This window comes from Roseateles puraquae (assembly GCF_002205845.1).
Lineage (GTDB): Bacteria > Pseudomonadota > Gammaproteobacteria > Burkholderiales > Burkholderiaceae_C > Pelomonas > Pelomonas puraquae.
In genome coordinates this window covers 210,905-226,617 of record NZ_NISI01000005.1, presented here as the reverse complement: position 1 = coordinate 226,617, position 15,713 = coordinate 210,905, and the positions used below count along the sequence as shown (strand labels likewise).

The window sequence follows — 15,713 nt, the reverse complement described above, 5'->3', positions numbered from 1 at the left end:
CACAAATGCACTCCAAAGAGCTTCGCGTCAGCGAAGCGATCCATCCAGCGGACGCCGTGGAACTGGCTTCGCCAGGCCACTGGCGGCGCCCCCTTGAGGGGGCCGGCGAAGCCGGTACGGGGTGGTCAATAAGTCTTGTACGGAAGGAACTTGCCGCTCATGACGATCGAGACCCGATCACCAGCGGGATTGGCCTCGCGCTGCAGGTCCATCTTGAAGTCGATCGCGCTCATGATGCCGTCGCCGAACTCCTCGTGGATCAGCTCCTTGAACGTGGTGCCGTAGACGCTGACCAGCTCGTAAAAGCGGTAGATCAGCGGGTCGGTCGGCACCGAGGTCGGCAGGCTGCCCTTGTACGGCACCACCTTGAGCCACTGGGTCTCGGTCTCCGTCAGGTCGAAGAGTTTGGCGAGCGTGGCGGCCTGCTCGTCGTTGAAGGTCATCTGGCCCAGGCAGCCGGCCGTGACCCATTCCTTGGACAGGCCGATCTCGGCGGCGACATCGGCCCATTTCAGGCCCTTGGCCACCTTGGTGGCGATGATCTTTTCGGTGACGTCGAGGCGGCTCATGCGGTGCTCCTGTGGATGGCGGGGTGTGTGTCAAAAGAAATGACTTCGGCCGGTTGCGGCAGGCCGGGCCGGACCTCCGGCGGGTGCTCGGGCGCCCGGCCGTGGGAGAGAGTCGCACTGCGCTCGACGAGGAAGTCGACGAGGTGGTTGCGAATCGGGTAGTACTGCGGGTCGTGGTGCAGCGTGGCGCGCTGGCGGTCGCGCGACATGGTGTTCACGACGATCTCCGCGATGCGCGCCTGCGGCCCGTTGGCCATCAGCAGGATGCGGTCGGCCAGCAGGATGGCTTCGTCCACGTCGTGCGTGATCATGAAGACCGTCTGCTTCGTGGCCGCACAGATCTTCAGCAGCTCGTCCTGGATGGTGCCGCGCGTGAGTGCATCGAGCGCGCCGAAGGGCTCGTCCAGCAGCAGCATGCGGGGCTCGATCGCGAAGGCGCGGGCGATGCCCACGCGCTGCTTCATGCCGCCCGAGAGCTGGCTGGGCTTCTTGTCGAGGTGGGCGGCCAGGCCCACCAGCTCGACGTACTTCACCACTTGCGCGTCGACTTGCGCGCGGCTCCATTCCGGCCATTTGCTGCGTACCGCGAACGCGATGTTCTGGCGCACGGTGAGCCAGGGCATCAGCGCGTGGCCCTGGAACACGACGCCGCGCTCCAGCCCCGGGCCGACCACTTCCCGGTTCGCCATGAACACATGGCCGCTGCTCGCCTGCTCCAGGCCCGCGAGCACGTTCAGGATGGTCGTCTTGCCGCAGCCGCTGTGGCCGATGATGCAGACGAACTCGCCCTCGCTGAGCGTGAAGTTCACGCCGTCAAAGACCGTGGCATCGCCATAGCGCTTGGCCAAAGCCTCCACGTTCACCAAAGTCGGACTGCTCATAGGTCAACAAGCGTTGAAATCGACGCGCCCAAGGCGGTCGATCTTCCAGCGGCCGCCGCGGAACCGGCTTTGCCGGGCCGCTGGCTGCGCCCCCTTGAGGGGGAGCGCCGCAGGCGCTTCGGGGGTGGGACGTCAGTCGGCATAGGTCACCCACTTCTGGCAGCGCGCAAAACCAAGGTCCAACAACATGCCCACCACGCCGATCACCAGGATGGCCATCAGCACGTTCGGCAGGCTGAGGTTGTTCCACTCGTTCCACACGAAGTAGCCGATGCCCGTGCCCCCCACCAGCATCTCGGCGGCCACGATGACCAGCCACGCGATGCCCATGCTGATGCGCATGCCCGTGAGGATGGTGGGTGCCGCCGCCGGCAGGATCACCTCGAACGCTCGCCGCATGGCCCCCACCTCCAGCGTGCGCGCCACGTTCAGCCACTCGCGGCGCACGCCGGCCACGCCGAAGGCCGTGTTGATGAGCATGGGCCAGAGGCTGCAGATGAAGATCACGAAGATGCCGCTCGCGGCCGAATCCTTGATCGTGTAGAGCGCCAGCGGCATCCAGGCCAGCGGCGAGATGGGCTTGAGCACCTGGATGAAGGGATCGAGCGCGCGGTAGATGAGCGGGCTCATGCCGATGACGAAGCCCAGCGGAATGGCCACCAGCGCCGCCAGCAGATAGCCCAGGCCCACGCGACCGAGGGAGTAGGCCAGTTGCAGGCCCAGGCCCTTGTCATTGGGGCCGCGGTCGTAGAAGGGGTCGGCCAGTTGCCGCGCGATGGTCGCGCCCATCTGCGCCGGGGTTGGGAAGCCGCTCTTCGTGGTGGCGGGGACGGCATCCACCGGCTTGCCCATCAGCTTGGCGTACTCGATCTGCTCGGGCGTCATGGCCGCTGCAGGCGCGGCGCTGGCGCTGCTGCCCTGCGTGGCGAGCTGCCACAGGCCGAGCAGGCAGGCGAGCAGCAGCAGCGAGAGCAGTGCAGCGCGGAAGGTCAGGGACTTCTGCATGTCATGGAGGCGCTTGGCCTGTCGTGAGTCGGAAGAACACAGCCACAGAGGCACAGAGCCCCAGAGAGATCGGGCTGGTGGCACTGGTCCGAGCGCCTCTGAGCCTCTGTGTCTCTGTGGCTGTGTTTCATGGCTCGTGGCGACATGGTTCAGCTGCGCTTGATGGCAAAGCTGTCGATATAGGCCTGCGGTTTCGCTGGGTCGAAGGTCTTGCCCATGACGGTGAACTTCGGGTAGCCGCCCGCCTTGTCCTCGGGCACCGCCAGGTCCAGGGCCTTCATCTGCTTCTTCGCATCGGTCAGCAGGAAGACCTTCTCGGCGACGGCCTTGTAGTCGACGTCACCCTTGAGGTAGCCCCAACGCTTCATCTGCGTGAGCATCCACACGGCCATGCTCTGCCAGGGCATGGGGTCGAAGTCGGCGCGGTCGGGCACGACCTTGACGTTGCCCAGGCCATCGGCGAACTTGCCGGTGAGCACCTGCGCCACCACCGTCTCGGGCTGGTTGAGGTAGGCCTGCGGCGAGATCACCTTGGCGATCAGCTCACGGTTCCGCGCCTCGCGGGCCATGGCGGCGGCATTGAGCACCGCGCGGTAGAGCGCGATGAAGGTGTTCGGGTTCTTCTGGATGAAGTCCGCGCTGGTCCCAAACGCACAGCACGGGTGACCGTTCCAGAGGTCTTTGGTCAGTAGGTGGATGAAACCCACCTCCTCGAACACCGCGCGCTGGTTGAACGGGTCCGGCCCGAGGAAGCCGTCGATGTTGCCCGCGCGCAGGTTGGCCACCATCTCCGGCGGCGGCACCACGCGGATCTGGATGTCGCGGTCCGGGTCCAGGCCAGCTTCTGCCACGTAGTAGCGCAGCAGGAAGTTGTGCATCGAGTACTCGAAGGGCACGGCGAACTTGAAGCCCTTCCAGTCCTTCGGGTCGCGCTTGTCCTTGTGCTTGACCGCCAGCGTGATGGCCTGGCCATTGGTGTTCTGGATGGTGGCCACATGCATCGGCGTGGCCGGCGCGCCCAGGCCCAGGCTGATGGCCACCGGCATGGGGCTCAGGAAGTGCGTCGCGTCGTACTCCTTGTTGAGCATCTTGTCGCGAATCAGCGCCCAGCCCGCCGTTTTCACCACCTGCACGTCCAGGCCCTGCTTGCTGTAGAAGCCCAGCGGGTGGGCCATGATCAGCGGGGTGGCGCAGGTGATGGGGATGAAGCCGATCTTCAGGTCCTTCTTCTCCAGCGGCCCCTTCTCCGCCGCCATGGCCTGCAGGCTGGCCACCGGCAGCACGCTGGAGATGGCCGCCATGGCCGTGCCCCGGCCCACCGCCTTCAGGAAGCGACGGCGCACGGCGTCCTGCGGAAACAGGGCCTTCACCAGCGCCGCCTCGACGAACTGCCGCGACTCGGCCTCCACGTCGGCCTGCTCGCTGCGCGTCTTGAGCTCGGCCACCGCGTGCTCGGCAGCGCTGGCATGCCGGCCGCAGCTGCAGTGCATCAACAGGGGCCGGTCGGCGTCGTAGGGATCGTGGGACATGGGGATGCTCCTGAGGGTGACCGGACTCTAGGAGCCGGCGTCTCAGGCCGGAATCGAGCAGAGCCGCGACTTCCTGTAGTGCTGGCACTACGCAGCCGCAGCAACCGCTCGGCCCCAAATTTGGAAGCTTGGCCCCCGGCAAACGAAGTTCCGTCGACTCACCATCCCAAGGACGGAGGCAGCACCACAAACTTTTGGCAACTCACGGCCGACACCACCATGCGCAAGCTCTTCATCTCCCCGCTGATCTGCCTCCTCCTGCCTACCCTGGGCCACGCCGAATCCACCACCACCAGCAGCGCGGCTGCCGCCTCCACGGCCACAGCGCGGGTCGATTTCTCCATCACGGTGCCCGCCGTGCTGTTCCTGCGCATCGGCACGGGCAGCGGCGTCGGGGCCGCCAACAACACCACGGTCGACGGGCTCACCTTCACGGTGCCCGCCACCAACATCGGCGACGGCACCACGGTCGCCGCCTCCGCCGCCAGTGGCGACCTGACCAACGGCGCCGTCACCGTGCGGGTCTTCAGCAACGTGGGCAGCAACGTCACCCTCAATTCGAGCGTCACCGGCCAACTCAAGACAACGGCGGGCGACACCATCAACTGGTCCCAGATCGGCGTGACCGCCGCCGCATTGACCACCGGCACCGCCGGCTACACCAACGGCGCCATCACGCACCCGGCGTTCTCCGCCACCACCGGCTCGGGCACCGCCACCACTCTGACGGCGGCAAGCAAGCTGGTGCGGCAGGAGGGCCGCTGGACCTTCTCCTACCTGAACGCCAACACCGTGCCGGCGGGCACCTATGGCAGCACTGCGGCCAACAACGGCCGCGTGACCTACACCGCCACCCAGCTCTGACCCCTGGGCCGCCCGGGCTGCGCCGCCCACGCACTCTGTCCATCCCCCGCCTTCACGGAGCCTTCGCATGAAACCCTCGTTCGCTTCCACCACCCTCGCCGGCCTGCTGATCGGCGCGCTGCTGCTGACCCCGCTGGCCACCTTGGCCGAATCCACATCCACCACCTCCGCTGCCAGCGGCTCGACCGCCACCGCGCGCCTGGACTTCACCGTCGTCATTCCCGCCGTGCTGTACCTGCGGATCGGCACCGGCAGCGGCGTCGGGGCCACCAACAACACCACGGTCGACGCCATCAACTTCACCGTGCCCGCCGGCAATGTGGGCGATGGCACCGTCATCAATGCCGCCGCCGCGAGCGGTGACCTGACCAACGGCGCCGTGACGGTGCGCGTCTTCAGCAATGTGGGCAGCAATGTCACGCTGAACTCCAGCGTGTCGGGCCAGCTCTCCAACGGGTCGGGCGACACCATTCCCTGGGCCCAGATCGGTGTGGCCGCCGCGGCCTTGACCACCGGCACCTCCGGCTACACCAACGGCGCCATCACCCACCCGACCTTCTCGGCCACCACGGGTGCAGGCACCGCCACCACCCTCACGGCTGCGAGCAAGCTGGTGCGCCAGGAAGGCCGCTGGACCTTCACCTACACCAATGCCAACGTCGTGCCGGCCGGCACCTATGGCGCCACCGTCGCCAACAACGGCCGCGTCACCTACACCGCCACGCAGCTCTGACGGTCACGCCCCACGATGACCGGCTCGCCCGCCGCCCTGCGCCGCCGTGCCGGGTGGCTCATCGCCAGCATCGCTTGCGCCGCCTCGCACGCGCAGGCTTTCACGGTGAACATCTCCTCCGGCTCGCGGTCGCTCTACATGGTGGTGGGCAACGGCAACATCACCGCGCGCTATGACCAGGGCGGCACGCCGGGCAACAACGCGACCATCAACACCGTCTCCACCAGCGTGAGCGCGGCCAACCTCGGCGGGGGCCCGGTGGCCATGACCACCAACAGCAGCACCACCAACAGCCTGTACGACAACTTCGTCTTCTGCTCGGTGCCCGCCGAGGTCTACGTGGCCGGCTTCTTTCGCGGCCCGGGCAATGCCGGCTCGGCCAGCCTGACGGTGACCGCGCCGGCCAATCTGGTGAGCGGCAGCAACACGCTGCCGTTCAACACCATTTCGTGGCAGTCCGGCGGCATTGGTGACGTGACGCCCACCATTCCGAGCGGCAGCTTCGTCGGCGGAGCCTCGCAGACCTTGCTGGCCGTGCCGGCCAACACCTGGTTCGAATCGTGCCTTGCCTTCCGCTACGCCAACAACAGCATGCCCGCCGCCGGCACCTACACGGGCCGTGCCACCTACACCATGACGGCGCCATGAGCCCAGGCTCGGTGGCGCGGTGGCACCGCAAGAGGGCCTTCTGGTGGCAAAGCCGCGCCGCCGCATGCAGCCTCGTCCTGCTGGCTGCGGCAGGCCCCGCGACGGCGCTTTCCACGCCCGTGCGGGTGGACGACCAAGGCACCGTCGTCGCCCGGCCGGTCACACCCATGCAGTGGCGCCAGCCCGTGCCTGGGCGGCAGACCGATGCCACGCTGCAAGGCGCCGTGGAGGTGCGTGTCCGCCTGAACACGGCGCCGTGGCTGGGAAAACCGGTGCGGCTGTACCTGGCGCTGGCGCCCTTGCCGGGCCGCCGCGTGCAGGCGAGTTGGGCGGGCGCGGGCCTGCTGCTGCCCGGCACGCTGGTCTCCGGGCAGCGAGCCCTGGTCTTCACAGGCGTGATGCGCACGCCGGTGCTGACCGACACCCTCGCCCTGCAGTTGCTGGCCGACGGGCGCACCTGGGACGGCACCAGCCCGCTGGCCTTCCACTTCGAGGCCGAGGCCGCATGACGCCGCGCCAGACCTGGATGACCCTGACCGCAGCCCTGCTCTTGACGGGCATGCCTGCCGCCCGGGCCGATTTCGCCATCGCGATCTCGCCGCCGCGCTTCGAGGTCGAGGGCCGGGCCGGCCAGGTTTCGCGGCATGCGCTCACCCTGAACAACGGCAGCGCCCTGACCACCGTCCTGCAGGTGTCCACGGCCGACTGGCGCCTGGCCCCTGATGGCACCGCCGCCTTCACCGACGAACTCGCCCCCGACAGCTGCCGCCCGTGGGTGGCCATCGAACGCCGCAGCGTGAGCCTGGCACCCGGCGGCCAGTACAAGTTCCGGTTCGAGGTCACGCCACCCGCCGACACCCCGGCCCGCGAATGCCGCTTCGCGCTGATGTTCGGGGGTGATGGCGGCGCCGCGGATGTGAACGGCCTGCGCCTGCCGATCGCGGCCCAGGTGGCGGTGATCGTGTACCTGCGCGTGGGGGACGCCCGCCCGGTGCTGCGGGTTGCCGGCAGCACCACCGGCACCTTGAACCAGCTCGGCACGCCTGCCCTGCTCGTGCGCAACGACGGCCTGGCGCACGGGCGCGTGGCGGGCTTTCTGAGCGGCACCGATGCCGCCGGCACGCCGCTGGACTACCAACCCGCCACCACCCCCATCCTGCCGGGCGAGACCCGTGTGATCCCGCTGGTGCCTTCACGCCAAGGCGGCGGTGGCCAGCAGGTGGCGGTGCGCTTCCCGGTCACGGTGAAGGGCCGCCTGGAGCTCAGCGAGGCCCCGCCGGCAGACCTCGACCTGCGCATCGGGCCGTGAGCCGGCGCGGCTGGCCTTCGCCGGCCCCGCGCCGGGCCGCCCACCGACTCACCGTACGGGCTCGCGGGCTGCTGGTCACGCTGCTGGGCCTGGCGATGGCTGAGCGCGCGTGGGCACAAGCGGCTGTCGCGCCGGCGGCGCCGGCGCCCTATGTGGACCGTGTGCTCGACGACGGTCCGCAACCCGACCCCGCCCCGGGCGCCGGTGCCGACGCACGCAGCGGCTGGCCGCGAGGCGTGGTGATGGACTATGCGTTGACCCAGGCCACGGGGCTGAATGCGCCCGCGCAGTCGCTGTCCTTGCGCGCCTACCTGGAGCCACCCGGCTACGGCGCCTTGTCGCTGGCCTGCCTGGCCGAGTTCGGCCGCGCCGATCGCCGCCAGGCGGGTTGCGCCAAGGCCCGCTTCGACTGGCGCCGCGTGCCGATGGATGCCGACGCCTGGGCCGACCTGGCTGCCGGGGACATCCTGGCCCTCGCACCCGACGTGGGCCAAGGCTATGCCCGCGTGCTGGCGCCCCCGTTGCCGCTCACCGGTGCCTCGGCGCAGTGGCATCGGGGTGAAACGGCGAGCTTGAACCTGGCGGCCGGCCGGGCATCGTCACCCACGGCATTCAGCCCCATCAGCGCCTGGGCGGGCAGCGATGAGGCCGCCGGGTGGCCCCTCGCCGTGCGGCGTGCCCGTGTCGTCAGCGGTGGTGGGCAACTCCGCCTGGGCGACCCGTCGCCCGGCGCCACGCACCTGGACCTCGCGGCGCAGCTGCTCGACGCCCGGGACGTGCCCGCCGACACGAGCGGCCAGAACCGCCCTGGTCTCGCGCGCACCCGGGCCGTCTGGGTGACGGCAGCCTGGGAAGGCAACGCGCCCTGGAGCGGCACGGCGGCATCGGCCGAGCTGCCGCCGGCGGAGCGGCCGGGGGGCATGCGCGTTCAGGCCAGCCTGCTGCGCAGCCAGACCTCCGCGGCGCTCGACCGCGCCCGCGCGGCGCCCTGGGGCGGGTGGCTCGAAGCCGACTGGCGCACGGAACGACTGAGCCACAACGCCGGCGTTTACCACCTGCAACCGGGCCTGCAGTGGGGCACCGCACCCGTGCTCGCCGACCTGCAAGGCGGGTACTGGCGAGCCCGCATGCAGACCCGGCGCTGGTTCGCCGGCTGGACGGTGGAGGCCAGTCGCCCAACCACGCGAGCGACGGCCGGCAGCCGCTACGCGAGCGCCTACGGCAGCTGGCGGCTCGACGCCCGCCAGTCCGTGGGCGCGACCGTGAGCGCCCGCGACGGCAGTGGCCGCGGGCAGTCCCTGCAGCTGCGCTGGGATGCGCTGTCCTCCTGGGGCCAGACGACGGCCCGCCTGGAGCGCCTGGACACCGCCGTCGGCCGAACCCAGTTCATCGGCGCTGACCACGCCTGGCACAGCACCACCACGCGCCTGCTCACCACGTCGCTCGGCTGGCAGCACAGCGGCATCGCGGGCAACACCGGGGGTGAATGGAGCTGGGGTGTGCTGTTCAGCGATGCGCCGCTGTCGCGCCTGCAGATCGACCTCTCCCTGACCGGCACCCTCGGGCCGCAGCGGCGCACCTGGTTCGCGGATGTCGCCGCGCAGTGGCAGCTGCACCCCGACTGGTCGCTGGCGCTGCGATACGCCCGCACCGGCACCATCAGCAACGCCCCAACGGTGACGTCACCGTTGGAGACCGCATTGACCCCGGCCGCCACGTCGACCCAACAACACTTTGCCCAGGTGCTGCTGCGCTTCCAGGCCCAGGCAGGCCTCGCCGTCGCGCCGCTGGGCGGCCGGGCGGGCGATGGCGCGGGCGACATCCAGGGCACGGTCTACCTCGACGCCGATGCCAACGGGCGGCAGGACGCCGGCGAACACGGCGCGGCCGACGTGGTGGTCGTGCTCGACGGCCGCTACCTGACCCGGACCGACGGCGCCGGGCAGTTCAGCTTCGGCCCGGTGGCGGCCGGCCGTCACACCCTGCAGGTGCAAACCGAGACCGTGCCGCTGCCCTGGGCACCGCCCCAGCCCAGCCTGCAGACCGTCTGGGTGCCGGTGCGCAGCGTGGCGCGGGTGCCGCTCGGGCTGCCGCCCTTGCGCTAGCGAGGCAAGCGTGGGCCGGGCTCAGCCGGCCGCTCGGGTGATCTGCACCCGCACCTCGCCCACGCCGGCAAACACGTGCCGCGACTGCTGGCCAATGCGGATGTCGTGCACGCCGGTGATCATGCCGGTCGAGATCACATCACCCGCCTTGAGCACCGCCCCTTGCTGCGCGCGCTTGTTCAGCGTGAAGGCCAAGGCACCCAGCGGGCCCGGCTTGATGACGGCCTTGCCGGTGCCGACAGAAACGCCATCGATGAAGGTCTCGGCCTCGATCGTCTCCAGCTCGCGCCAGTTCGGGATCTCGGGCCCGACTACCACGCCCCAGTTGTTGCCGAAGTCGGAGATGACCGCACCGGGGCCGATGTCGTTGAGCGTGGCCAGCGGGCTGCTCGCGACTTCCACGCCGATGTGCATGGACTGGACGAAGGGCAGCACGGTGTCTGCCGTCCAGTCGGCCTTGCCGACCGGCGCATCTTGCGCGACGACGATGACGATCTCGGCCTCGACCGCGGCGAATCCGCCCTCGAACACCGGGCAGGAGGCGACGGCGCCCACCGCAGGACGGTGGATGTTGGGCGCAAAGGCCGGGCCGATCAGGCGCTCTTCCGGAAACTGCGTCGCGAAAGCCGGGCCCACGCGGGCGACCTTCCAGCCCGCCACCGCGTCGGGCCAGCGCGCGATGGCCGCGGCCTGCACCGCATACGCCTCAGCCAGGGTGGCGGGCGGCGTACCCGGGTAGGCGGGCAGCGACCGGCCCGCTGCGCGCGCGGCCGTGAACTGGGCAGAGATCTCTTGGGGGTTGCTCATGATGTGTCTGGCTGCGCCGCGGCGCCCGGTGAGTTGCGGCGGGCAATGTAGCGCGAACGGTGCCGCTCCCGGCTTTGCATCTGATCAAGCCGGTGATCGCTCGACCAGCGGGCGCGGCATGTCAGGCGGGGCCCGCCGACTGCTCCAGCCGCACCGCGAACAGGGCGAGCTCCACGTCGTTGCGCACGCCGATCTTCTCCAGCACGCGCGCACGGTAGGTGGACACGGTGTTCGGCGACAGCACGAGTTGCTCCGCGATCTCTCCCACGCTGCGACCCGCGGCCAGCAGCTGGTAGACCTGGTGCTCCCGGTGCGACAGGCGCTCATGCAGCGGCTGCGCGTCGTCCACCGCATGGCGCCCACCGGCCCCCACGGCACCGGCCAGCAGCTCGGCCACGCTCGGCGTGATGAAGAGCTGGCCTCGCGCGACCTGGCGGATGGCGTCGATCATCTGCTCACTGTCAGCACTCTTGTTGAGGTAGCCCGCGGCGCCCAGCTTCAGGCTGCGTACCGCGTACTGACGGTCGGGGTAGGTCGACAGCATCAGCACGGGCAGCTTCGGGAACTCGCTCTTCAAGGCCTTCAGCACATCCAGCCCGTCGCGCTGGGGCATGGCGATATCCAACAGCACCACGTCCGGCCCCTGCCCGGCCTCGCGGCCGGCTCGCACGCCGCGCAGGGCATCGGCACCGTTGGCCGCCTCGCCCACCACGCGCAGGTCTTCCGCTTCCGCCAGGATCTGCTTGATGCCCTCACGGACGATGAGGTGGTCGTCACAGATGAGCACGCGGATCATGGCGCGTCACCAATCGGCATCACCAGCCGCACCGTCGTGCCCCGGCCCGGCGCGCTGTCGATGCCCAGGCGCCCGCCGAACTGGGCGGCACGCTCTCGTATGCCCATCACGCCATAGCTGCGCGGGTCGGCCAGCGCCTCGGGCGGCGCGCCCCGGCCATCGTCGCGCACCTGCAGATAGAGCACCGGCGCCGGCGGCGCATCGACGTCGATCCGAATGGCCACCTGGCGCGCCTGCGCATGCCGGGCGATGTTGGACAGCACCTCCTGGAAGATGCGGAACACCGCGATCGCGAGGCCGCCGCCAGGTGGCGCCACGTCGGCGGCCACATGCATCTTGAAATCGACCGCCGTGTCGTCACTGCAGGCGCTCTCGAACTCCTGCGCCTGCCACTCCAGGGCTGCCCACAGGCCTTGATGGTCGAGGATGCTCGGGCGCAGGTCGGTGATGATGCGCCCGACCGCATCCACCGCCGTGTCGACCAGGCCGCCCATGCGATGGCACTTGGCCTGCATGGCCTCACGCTGGGCTGCGTCGCCGACGCGGCGCTCCAGCCAGTTCACATCCATCTTGAGGGCCACCAGGATGGAACCCAGCTCGTCGTGGATCTCGCGGGCGATGCGCTTGCGCTCGGTCTCGCGCATCGCCTCCAGGTGATGCGCCAGCTCCCGGATCTCCGCGGTGCGCTCGGCCACCCGACGCTCCAGCTCGTCGTGGCTGGCCCGCAGCAGCGCCTCGGCCTGCTTGCGAGCGGTGATGTCGACAAAGCTCGCCACAGCCCCCTGCACCACGCCGTTCTCGACGATGGGGTGGCTCGCGTACTCCACCGCGAACGGCGTGCCGTCAGCCCGCCAGATCACCTCGTCGTCGATGCGGCAGGGCATGCCGCGGCGGAACGCGTTGAAGATCGGGCAGTCGCACTCGGGGTAGTGCCGGCCGTCGGCATAGGAGTGGTGGATGAGCTCGTGCATGTTCCGCCCGAGCACCTCCTCGGTGCGCCAGCCGAGCATCTCGCAGGCCGCGCGATTCACGAAGGTGCATGCACCGCTCATGTCCACGCCGAAGATGCCCTCGCCGGTGCTTTCCAGCAGCAGGGCCAAACGGCGCGCGGCGTCGTGGGGCGGGAGGTCGATGACGGCGGCAGGCATGCCCCGTTGCAGTGCAAGGGGCGTGCCATCCGCGCGCGCGGCCGTCATCGGCCGCATCCACGCCGATCAGTTCAATGCCGGCCCAGGGGCCCGACCTGCGCCAGCGGATGCTCGCGCGGGAAGATGATCAGGTTGTTGCCCATGAACCCATCCTTCTGGCCGAAGTTCTGCGGCGCGGCGTGGATGTCGGGCTGGAAGCTGTCCATCGGCACCCAGGCGCCCGAGAACCAGAACCAGGCGCAGTAGCCCTTGTCGAGCACGAAGGAGAACTCCTCCTGGATGGGCTTGTCGTACTTGAGCGGGTAGACCTCGATCAGGATGATCGGCCGGCATCTCTCGATCGTCGCCAGGCCGCCACGCAAGACTTCGCGCTCGTGCTGTTCGACGTCGATCTTGATGAACCCGACGTCGCCCAGCGCCTCGGAATCGATCGTGATGCACTGGACCGGAAACTGCCGCACCTGCCCCGAGAAGGCCTGGGCCACGCTGCCCAGCTCATGGCTGGGCCGGCCTGCTTCATCGACCGGCACCGAGAACATCAGCTCGGCCGGCTTGTCCGACAGCGCCACCTGCCGCACCTTGACCGTCGGCATGGCCTGCCTGAGCGCGGCCGCCAGATCCGGGTTGGGCTCGTAGGCAAACACCTCGGCGGCGTACTTGCGCAGAAAGTAGGAGTAGGTGCCGATGTTCGCGCCGGCATCGATGGCCGGCCGCTTGGGATCGACCAGTGTCTTGAGCAGCCTCAGCTCGGGCTCGCCGTTGAAGTAATGGTCCAGCGCCTTCAGGTGCATCACCGTGGACGGCGCAAGGTGGTCAAGGAGCTTGTGCTTGATCGACTTCATGAGACCCCGGTGCAAGACACTCCGACTCGGGCAGAACGCCAAGTCAGCGTCGGAAACCTGCCGTCAAGCGCTACTCCCTGATGCATCAAAAAGCGCGCACAACGGCACCCCGCCGGGCACTCTGCCAGCGGTTCGAGCCCGTGGCAATCCGGGTTCCTCTGATCGGGCCATCGTCCCTGGCCTGCCCCGTCGGCGACGGGCCTTCAAAACGCCAGCAGGACGCCTTCGGCGCCACCAGCTGCCTGCGCCGCAGCCCTGAACGACGCCAGGCGCTGCGCATACGGGTCCAGCACATCCGGATCGCGCCCCAGGGCCAAGCCGGTGACCTGCGCAAAGCGCGTCGGCGTCATCTGCCCCTGGCGCAGCAGTTCATCCACCAGGCCCAGCAGCTCGCGCCGGTGCCCCCGCAGCAGCCGCAGCGCGCGTTCATGTTCGACCTGAAGCAAGGCCTCGATGGGCGCATTGCTTGCCTCCACGTCGGTACACAGGTTGTCTTCGCTCGCGCAGGACACGTCGGTCCGGCCGATGCGCTCCCCGTGGCCCAGGTGCCGCAGCATGCGCGCCGCCGACTCGGTCGCCTTGCGCAGGTCGCTCTCCGCGCCGCTGGAGGCCATGCCGGGGCCGAACACCAGCAGCTCCGCCGCGCGGCCGGCCAGGCTCGTGCAGATCGAGTCCAGCTGGTTCTGGCGCGACCAGACCTTGCGCGAGCTGTAGGCGTTGTAGCCACCCTCGAAGCTCGCCACATGGATCTTGATCTCGGTCGGCGCACGCCTGAACAACAGCGCATGCACCAGCCCGTGACCCGCCTCGTGCACGGCGAGCAATGCGCGGAAGTCAGGGTTGTTGCGCTGGCGCAGCCGCGTGATCTCGAACGGCGCTGCAATGGACTGCATACGGTCGCGCCACTGCACGACGACGGCACGCTCGTCGGCCGTCAGCGCCACAAGATCGCCCGGCGCGGCGCCCTGCTCCATGGCCCACAGCGCCGCCTTGGGCAGGGTGGCACCGAGGATGGCGTGCAGCGACGAAAACAGCGGCCGCGTGCCCTGCGCCGGAAAGACGCCATTCGCATAGATCTGCTCCCGCACGCTCGCACCCACGTCGATCTGCAGACCGCAGCGCTCGCCCGTGTCGCGGGCGTAGCGCATGCAGCCCTGCTCGATCAACTGCTCATAGGCACGACGTGACAACGACGGATACACCACATGCTCATTGCCCAACCGGGCCACCTGTTCCGGCTTGAAGCGCTGGTTCAGCGCCTGCTTCACGTCGATGACGCTGAGCTTGGCCGTCATGGCGTGGAAGGTGTCTGCGTCGCTGTCGCAGTCGTCCACGCTGGTGGCGAGGTCCTCGTACATTTCATCGAGGTTGCCGCACACGAAAACCAGCAGCCGGCTGTAGTCGGTTTCCCATTGCTGCTGGCCGCTGTCGCGAAACTCTCGCAGTCGCTGCTGCAGCTGCTCGGGCGTCCACGCCATGATTTCCATCAGCGGCAGGTCCAGCTTCAGGTTGCGCTGCAGTTCCTGGGCCTCCCAGGGGCGCAGGCGAAAGCGGTGCCGCGACTCGTCGGCATCGGCCCGTTCGGCATCGAAGGCCGCATCGGCCAGTGACGCCTCGATATCGCCCAGCAGAGACAGCGAAGGTGGCAGCCGGCCGTCCGACAGCAGCGCCCAGACATCCTGAAATCGCTCCACGCGCATCTCGTTGCGCTTGCCGTCGATGGTGCGAAAACGCTGGAACTCGTCGAGGGCCAGGATGCCGGGTTCACCCTCCCGCACCCCCGACTGCGACAGCATGCCGGAGATGCTCTGCGCGCCGCGCCAGGACGCGCCGTGCGAGAAGCCGTCCATCTGCACCTCGACGAAACGGTCATAGAAACCCAGCAGCTGCGCGAGGCGCCGCACCAGCTGGGTCTTGCCGGTGCCGGTCAGGCCCCACAGGCAGACGATGACGGGCCGCGTCACGAGTTCGGGCATCACCACCCAGGCGCGCACGGCGTCGATGACGCGGTCGATGATGGCATCGATGCCGAACAGCTCGCGCTTGAGCTGCGCGGCTACCTCCTGCAGATGCCGGTTCTTGTGCGCGAGCTTGGCGCGCAGTTCGTGTCGGGAATCACTCATCCCAGTCCTTTCGTCGCAGCAGCGCCTGCAGCGCGATGCGGTCGGCGCGGCGCTGGGCGCCGCGGCTCTGGATGTGCTCGCCCGCACCTCGCAGGCCACGTGAACGCAGGGCGCGGGCGACGGGGTCGCGCGCACCGGTGCTCGTCTCGAGCACCAGCGTCATGGGTTGCTTCATGCGGCGCAGCGCCTTGACCCGGCCTTCTTGCAAGGCGCGGGAGCGGAGTTGGTCACTCATTCGGTTTCCGAAAAGCAAAAGCCCCGGCTCATGGGAGCGCACGGGGCTTTGGCTGCCGCGCGGTCTGAGGCCGTATCTGTGAACAGACACGGTTCAGCCGGGGCTCGGGAACCGTGTTC

Annotated in this window: 16 protein-coding genes; 6 read left to right on the top strand and 10 right to left on the bottom strand. The window is 69.2% G+C overall.

Annotated features, from left to right (window positions below):
- Positions 1–125 precede the first annotated feature (125 nt).
- The 4 genes from cynS to CDO81_RS13605 all read right to left on the bottom strand — a co-directional run bounded on the left by cynS (position 126) and on the right by CDO81_RS13605 (position 3,984).
- Positions 126–569 carry a cyanase gene (gene cynS / locus CDO81_RS13620; RefSeq protein ID WP_088483767.1) on the bottom strand — a complete coding sequence of 148 codons (444 nt, stop codon included), beginning with the start codon at positions 567–569 and terminating at the stop codon, positions 126–128.
- On the bottom strand, positions 566–1,450 hold the full coding sequence (locus CDO81_RS13615) for an ABC transporter ATP-binding protein (protein WP_088483766.1): 885 nt from the start codon (positions 1,448–1,450) through the stop codon (positions 566–568). Before CDO81_RS13615 ends, cynS begins: the two co-directional genes overlap by 4 nt.
- Before the next feature lie 132 nt (positions 1,451–1,582).
- Positions 1,583–2,455, bottom strand: coding sequence for a nitrate ABC transporter permease (gene ntrB, locus CDO81_RS13610; RefSeq protein ID WP_088483765.1), 873 nt, complete (start codon positions 2,453–2,455; stop codon positions 1,583–1,585).
- 149 nt (positions 2,456–2,604) lie between these two features.
- A complete protein-coding gene (locus CDO81_RS13605) occupies positions 2,605–3,984 on the bottom strand; it encodes a CmpA/NrtA family ABC transporter substrate-binding protein (protein WP_088483764.1) in 1,380 nt (459 codons plus the stop codon).
- A 219-nt stretch (positions 3,985–4,203) separates the two neighbouring features.
- On the opposite strand from CDO81_RS13605, the gene CDO81_RS13600 reads away from it, so the two are divergent.
- The 6 genes from CDO81_RS13600 (at position 4,204) to CDO81_RS13575 (ending at position 9,643) form a co-directional block, all read left to right on the top strand.
- A complete protein-coding gene (locus CDO81_RS13600; protein ID WP_088483763.1) occupies positions 4,204–4,848 on the top strand; it encodes a hypothetical protein in 645 nt (214 codons plus the stop codon).
- 67 nt (positions 4,849–4,915) lie between these two features.
- Positions 4,916–5,581, top strand: a complete 666-nt coding sequence (locus tag CDO81_RS29140; RefSeq protein ID WP_088483762.1) for a hypothetical protein — start codon at positions 4,916–4,918, stop codon at positions 5,579–5,581.
- 15 nt (positions 5,582–5,596) lie between these two features.
- Positions 5,597–6,229 (top strand): hypothetical protein, encoded by a 633-nt coding sequence (locus CDO81_RS13590; protein ID WP_088483761.1) that lies wholly within the window; start codon positions 5,597–5,599, stop codon positions 6,227–6,229.
- On the top strand, positions 6,226–6,738 hold the full coding sequence (locus CDO81_RS13585) for a hypothetical protein (RefSeq protein WP_088483760.1): 513 nt from the start codon (positions 6,226–6,228) through the stop codon (positions 6,736–6,738). The genes CDO81_RS13590 and CDO81_RS13585 overlap by 4 nt, the downstream gene beginning before the upstream one ends.
- On the top strand, positions 6,735–7,538 hold the full coding sequence (locus CDO81_RS13580; protein WP_088483759.1) for a fimbrial biogenesis chaperone: 804 nt from the start codon (positions 6,735–6,737) through the stop codon (positions 7,536–7,538). Before CDO81_RS13585 ends, CDO81_RS13580 begins: the two co-directional genes overlap by 4 nt.
- Positions 7,535–9,643: an SdrD B-like domain-containing protein gene (locus CDO81_RS13575; protein ID WP_088483758.1), complete on the top strand. Its 2,109-nt coding sequence runs from the start codon at positions 7,535–7,537 to the stop codon at positions 9,641–9,643. Before CDO81_RS13580 ends, CDO81_RS13575 begins: the two co-directional genes overlap by 4 nt.
- A gap of 21 nt (positions 9,644–9,664) precedes the next feature.
- Here CDO81_RS13575 and CDO81_RS13570 read toward each other — a convergent pair whose 3' ends face one another.
- The 6 genes from CDO81_RS13570 to CDO81_RS13545 all read right to left on the bottom strand — a co-directional run bounded on the left by CDO81_RS13570 (position 9,665) and on the right by CDO81_RS13545 (position 15,594).
- On the bottom strand, positions 9,665–10,450 hold the full coding sequence (locus tag CDO81_RS13570; protein WP_088483757.1) for a 2-keto-4-pentenoate hydratase: 786 nt from the start codon (positions 10,448–10,450) through the stop codon (positions 9,665–9,667).
- A gap of 121 nt (positions 10,451–10,571) precedes the next feature.
- Entirely contained in the window at positions 10,572–11,246 is a 675-nt protein-coding gene (locus tag CDO81_RS13565; protein WP_088483756.1) for a response regulator, read from the bottom strand.
- Entirely contained in the window at positions 11,243–12,394 is a 1,152-nt protein-coding gene (locus CDO81_RS13560; protein ID WP_088484047.1) for a PAS domain-containing sensor histidine kinase, read from the bottom strand. Before CDO81_RS13560 ends, CDO81_RS13565 begins: the two co-directional genes overlap by 4 nt.
- 71 nt (positions 12,395–12,465) lie before the next feature.
- Positions 12,466–13,236 (bottom strand): FkbM family methyltransferase, encoded by a 771-nt coding sequence (locus tag CDO81_RS13555; RefSeq protein WP_088483755.1) that lies wholly within the window; start codon positions 13,234–13,236, stop codon positions 12,466–12,468.
- A gap of 203 nt (positions 13,237–13,439) precedes the next feature.
- A complete protein-coding gene (locus CDO81_RS13550) occupies positions 13,440–15,359 on the bottom strand; it encodes an AAA family ATPase (RefSeq protein WP_088483754.1) in 1,920 nt (639 codons plus the stop codon).
- Entirely contained in the window at positions 15,352–15,594 is a 243-nt protein-coding gene (locus CDO81_RS13545) for a hypothetical protein (RefSeq protein WP_088483753.1), read from the bottom strand. Before CDO81_RS13545 ends, CDO81_RS13550 begins: the two co-directional genes overlap by 8 nt.
- Between the last annotated feature and the right edge of the window lie 119 nt (positions 15,595–15,713).

What these genes read in the sequence shown, in the direction of transcription:
- cynS (WP_088483767.1), bottom strand. Translation starts at nt 569, where the DNA reads ATGAGCCGCCTCGACGTCACCGAAAAGATCATCGCCACCAAGGTGGCC.
- CDO81_RS13615 (WP_088483766.1), bottom strand. Translation starts at nt 1,450, where the DNA reads ATGAGCAGTCCGACTTTGGTGAACGTGGAGGCTTTGGCCAAGCGCTAT.
- ntrB (WP_088483765.1), bottom strand. Translation starts at nt 2,455, where the DNA reads ATGCAGAAGTCCCTGACCTTCCGCGCTGCACTGCTCTCGCTGCTGCTG.
- CDO81_RS13605 (WP_088483764.1), bottom strand. Translation starts at nt 3,984, where the DNA reads ATGTCCCACGATCCCTACGACGCCGACCGGCCCCTGTTGATGCACTGC.
- CDO81_RS13600 (WP_088483763.1), top strand. Translation starts at nt 4,204, where the DNA reads ATGCGCAAGCTCTTCATCTCCCCGCTGATCTGCCTCCTCCTGCCTACC.
- CDO81_RS29140 (WP_088483762.1), top strand. Translation starts at nt 4,916, where the DNA reads ATGAAACCCTCGTTCGCTTCCACCACCCTCGCCGGCCTGCTGATCGGC.
- CDO81_RS13590 (WP_088483761.1), top strand. Translation starts at nt 5,597, where the DNA reads ATGACCGGCTCGCCCGCCGCCCTGCGCCGCCGTGCCGGGTGGCTCATC.
- CDO81_RS13585 (WP_088483760.1), top strand. Translation starts at nt 6,226, where the DNA reads ATGAGCCCAGGCTCGGTGGCGCGGTGGCACCGCAAGAGGGCCTTCTGG.
- CDO81_RS13580 (WP_088483759.1), top strand. Translation starts at nt 6,735, where the DNA reads ATGACGCCGCGCCAGACCTGGATGACCCTGACCGCAGCCCTGCTCTTG.
- CDO81_RS13570 (WP_088483757.1), bottom strand. Translation starts at nt 10,450, where the DNA reads ATGAGCAACCCCCAAGAGATCTCTGCCCAGTTCACGGCCGCGCGCGCA.
- CDO81_RS13565 (WP_088483756.1), bottom strand. Translation starts at nt 11,246, where the DNA reads ATGATCCGCGTGCTCATCTGTGACGACCACCTCATCGTCCGTGAGGGC.
- CDO81_RS13560 (WP_088484047.1), bottom strand. Translation starts at nt 12,394, where the DNA reads ATGCCTGCCGCCGTCATCGACCTCCCGCCCCACGACGCCGCGCGCCGT.
- CDO81_RS13555 (WP_088483755.1), bottom strand. Translation starts at nt 13,236, where the DNA reads ATGAAGTCGATCAAGCACAAGCTCCTTGACCACCTTGCGCCGTCCACG.
- CDO81_RS13550 (WP_088483754.1), bottom strand. Translation starts at nt 15,359, where the DNA reads ATGAGTGATTCCCGACACGAACTGCGCGCCAAGCTCGCGCACAAGAAC.
- CDO81_RS13545 (WP_088483753.1), bottom strand. Translation starts at nt 15,594, where the DNA reads ATGAGTGACCAACTCCGCTCCCGCGCCTTGCAAGAAGGCCGGGTCAAG.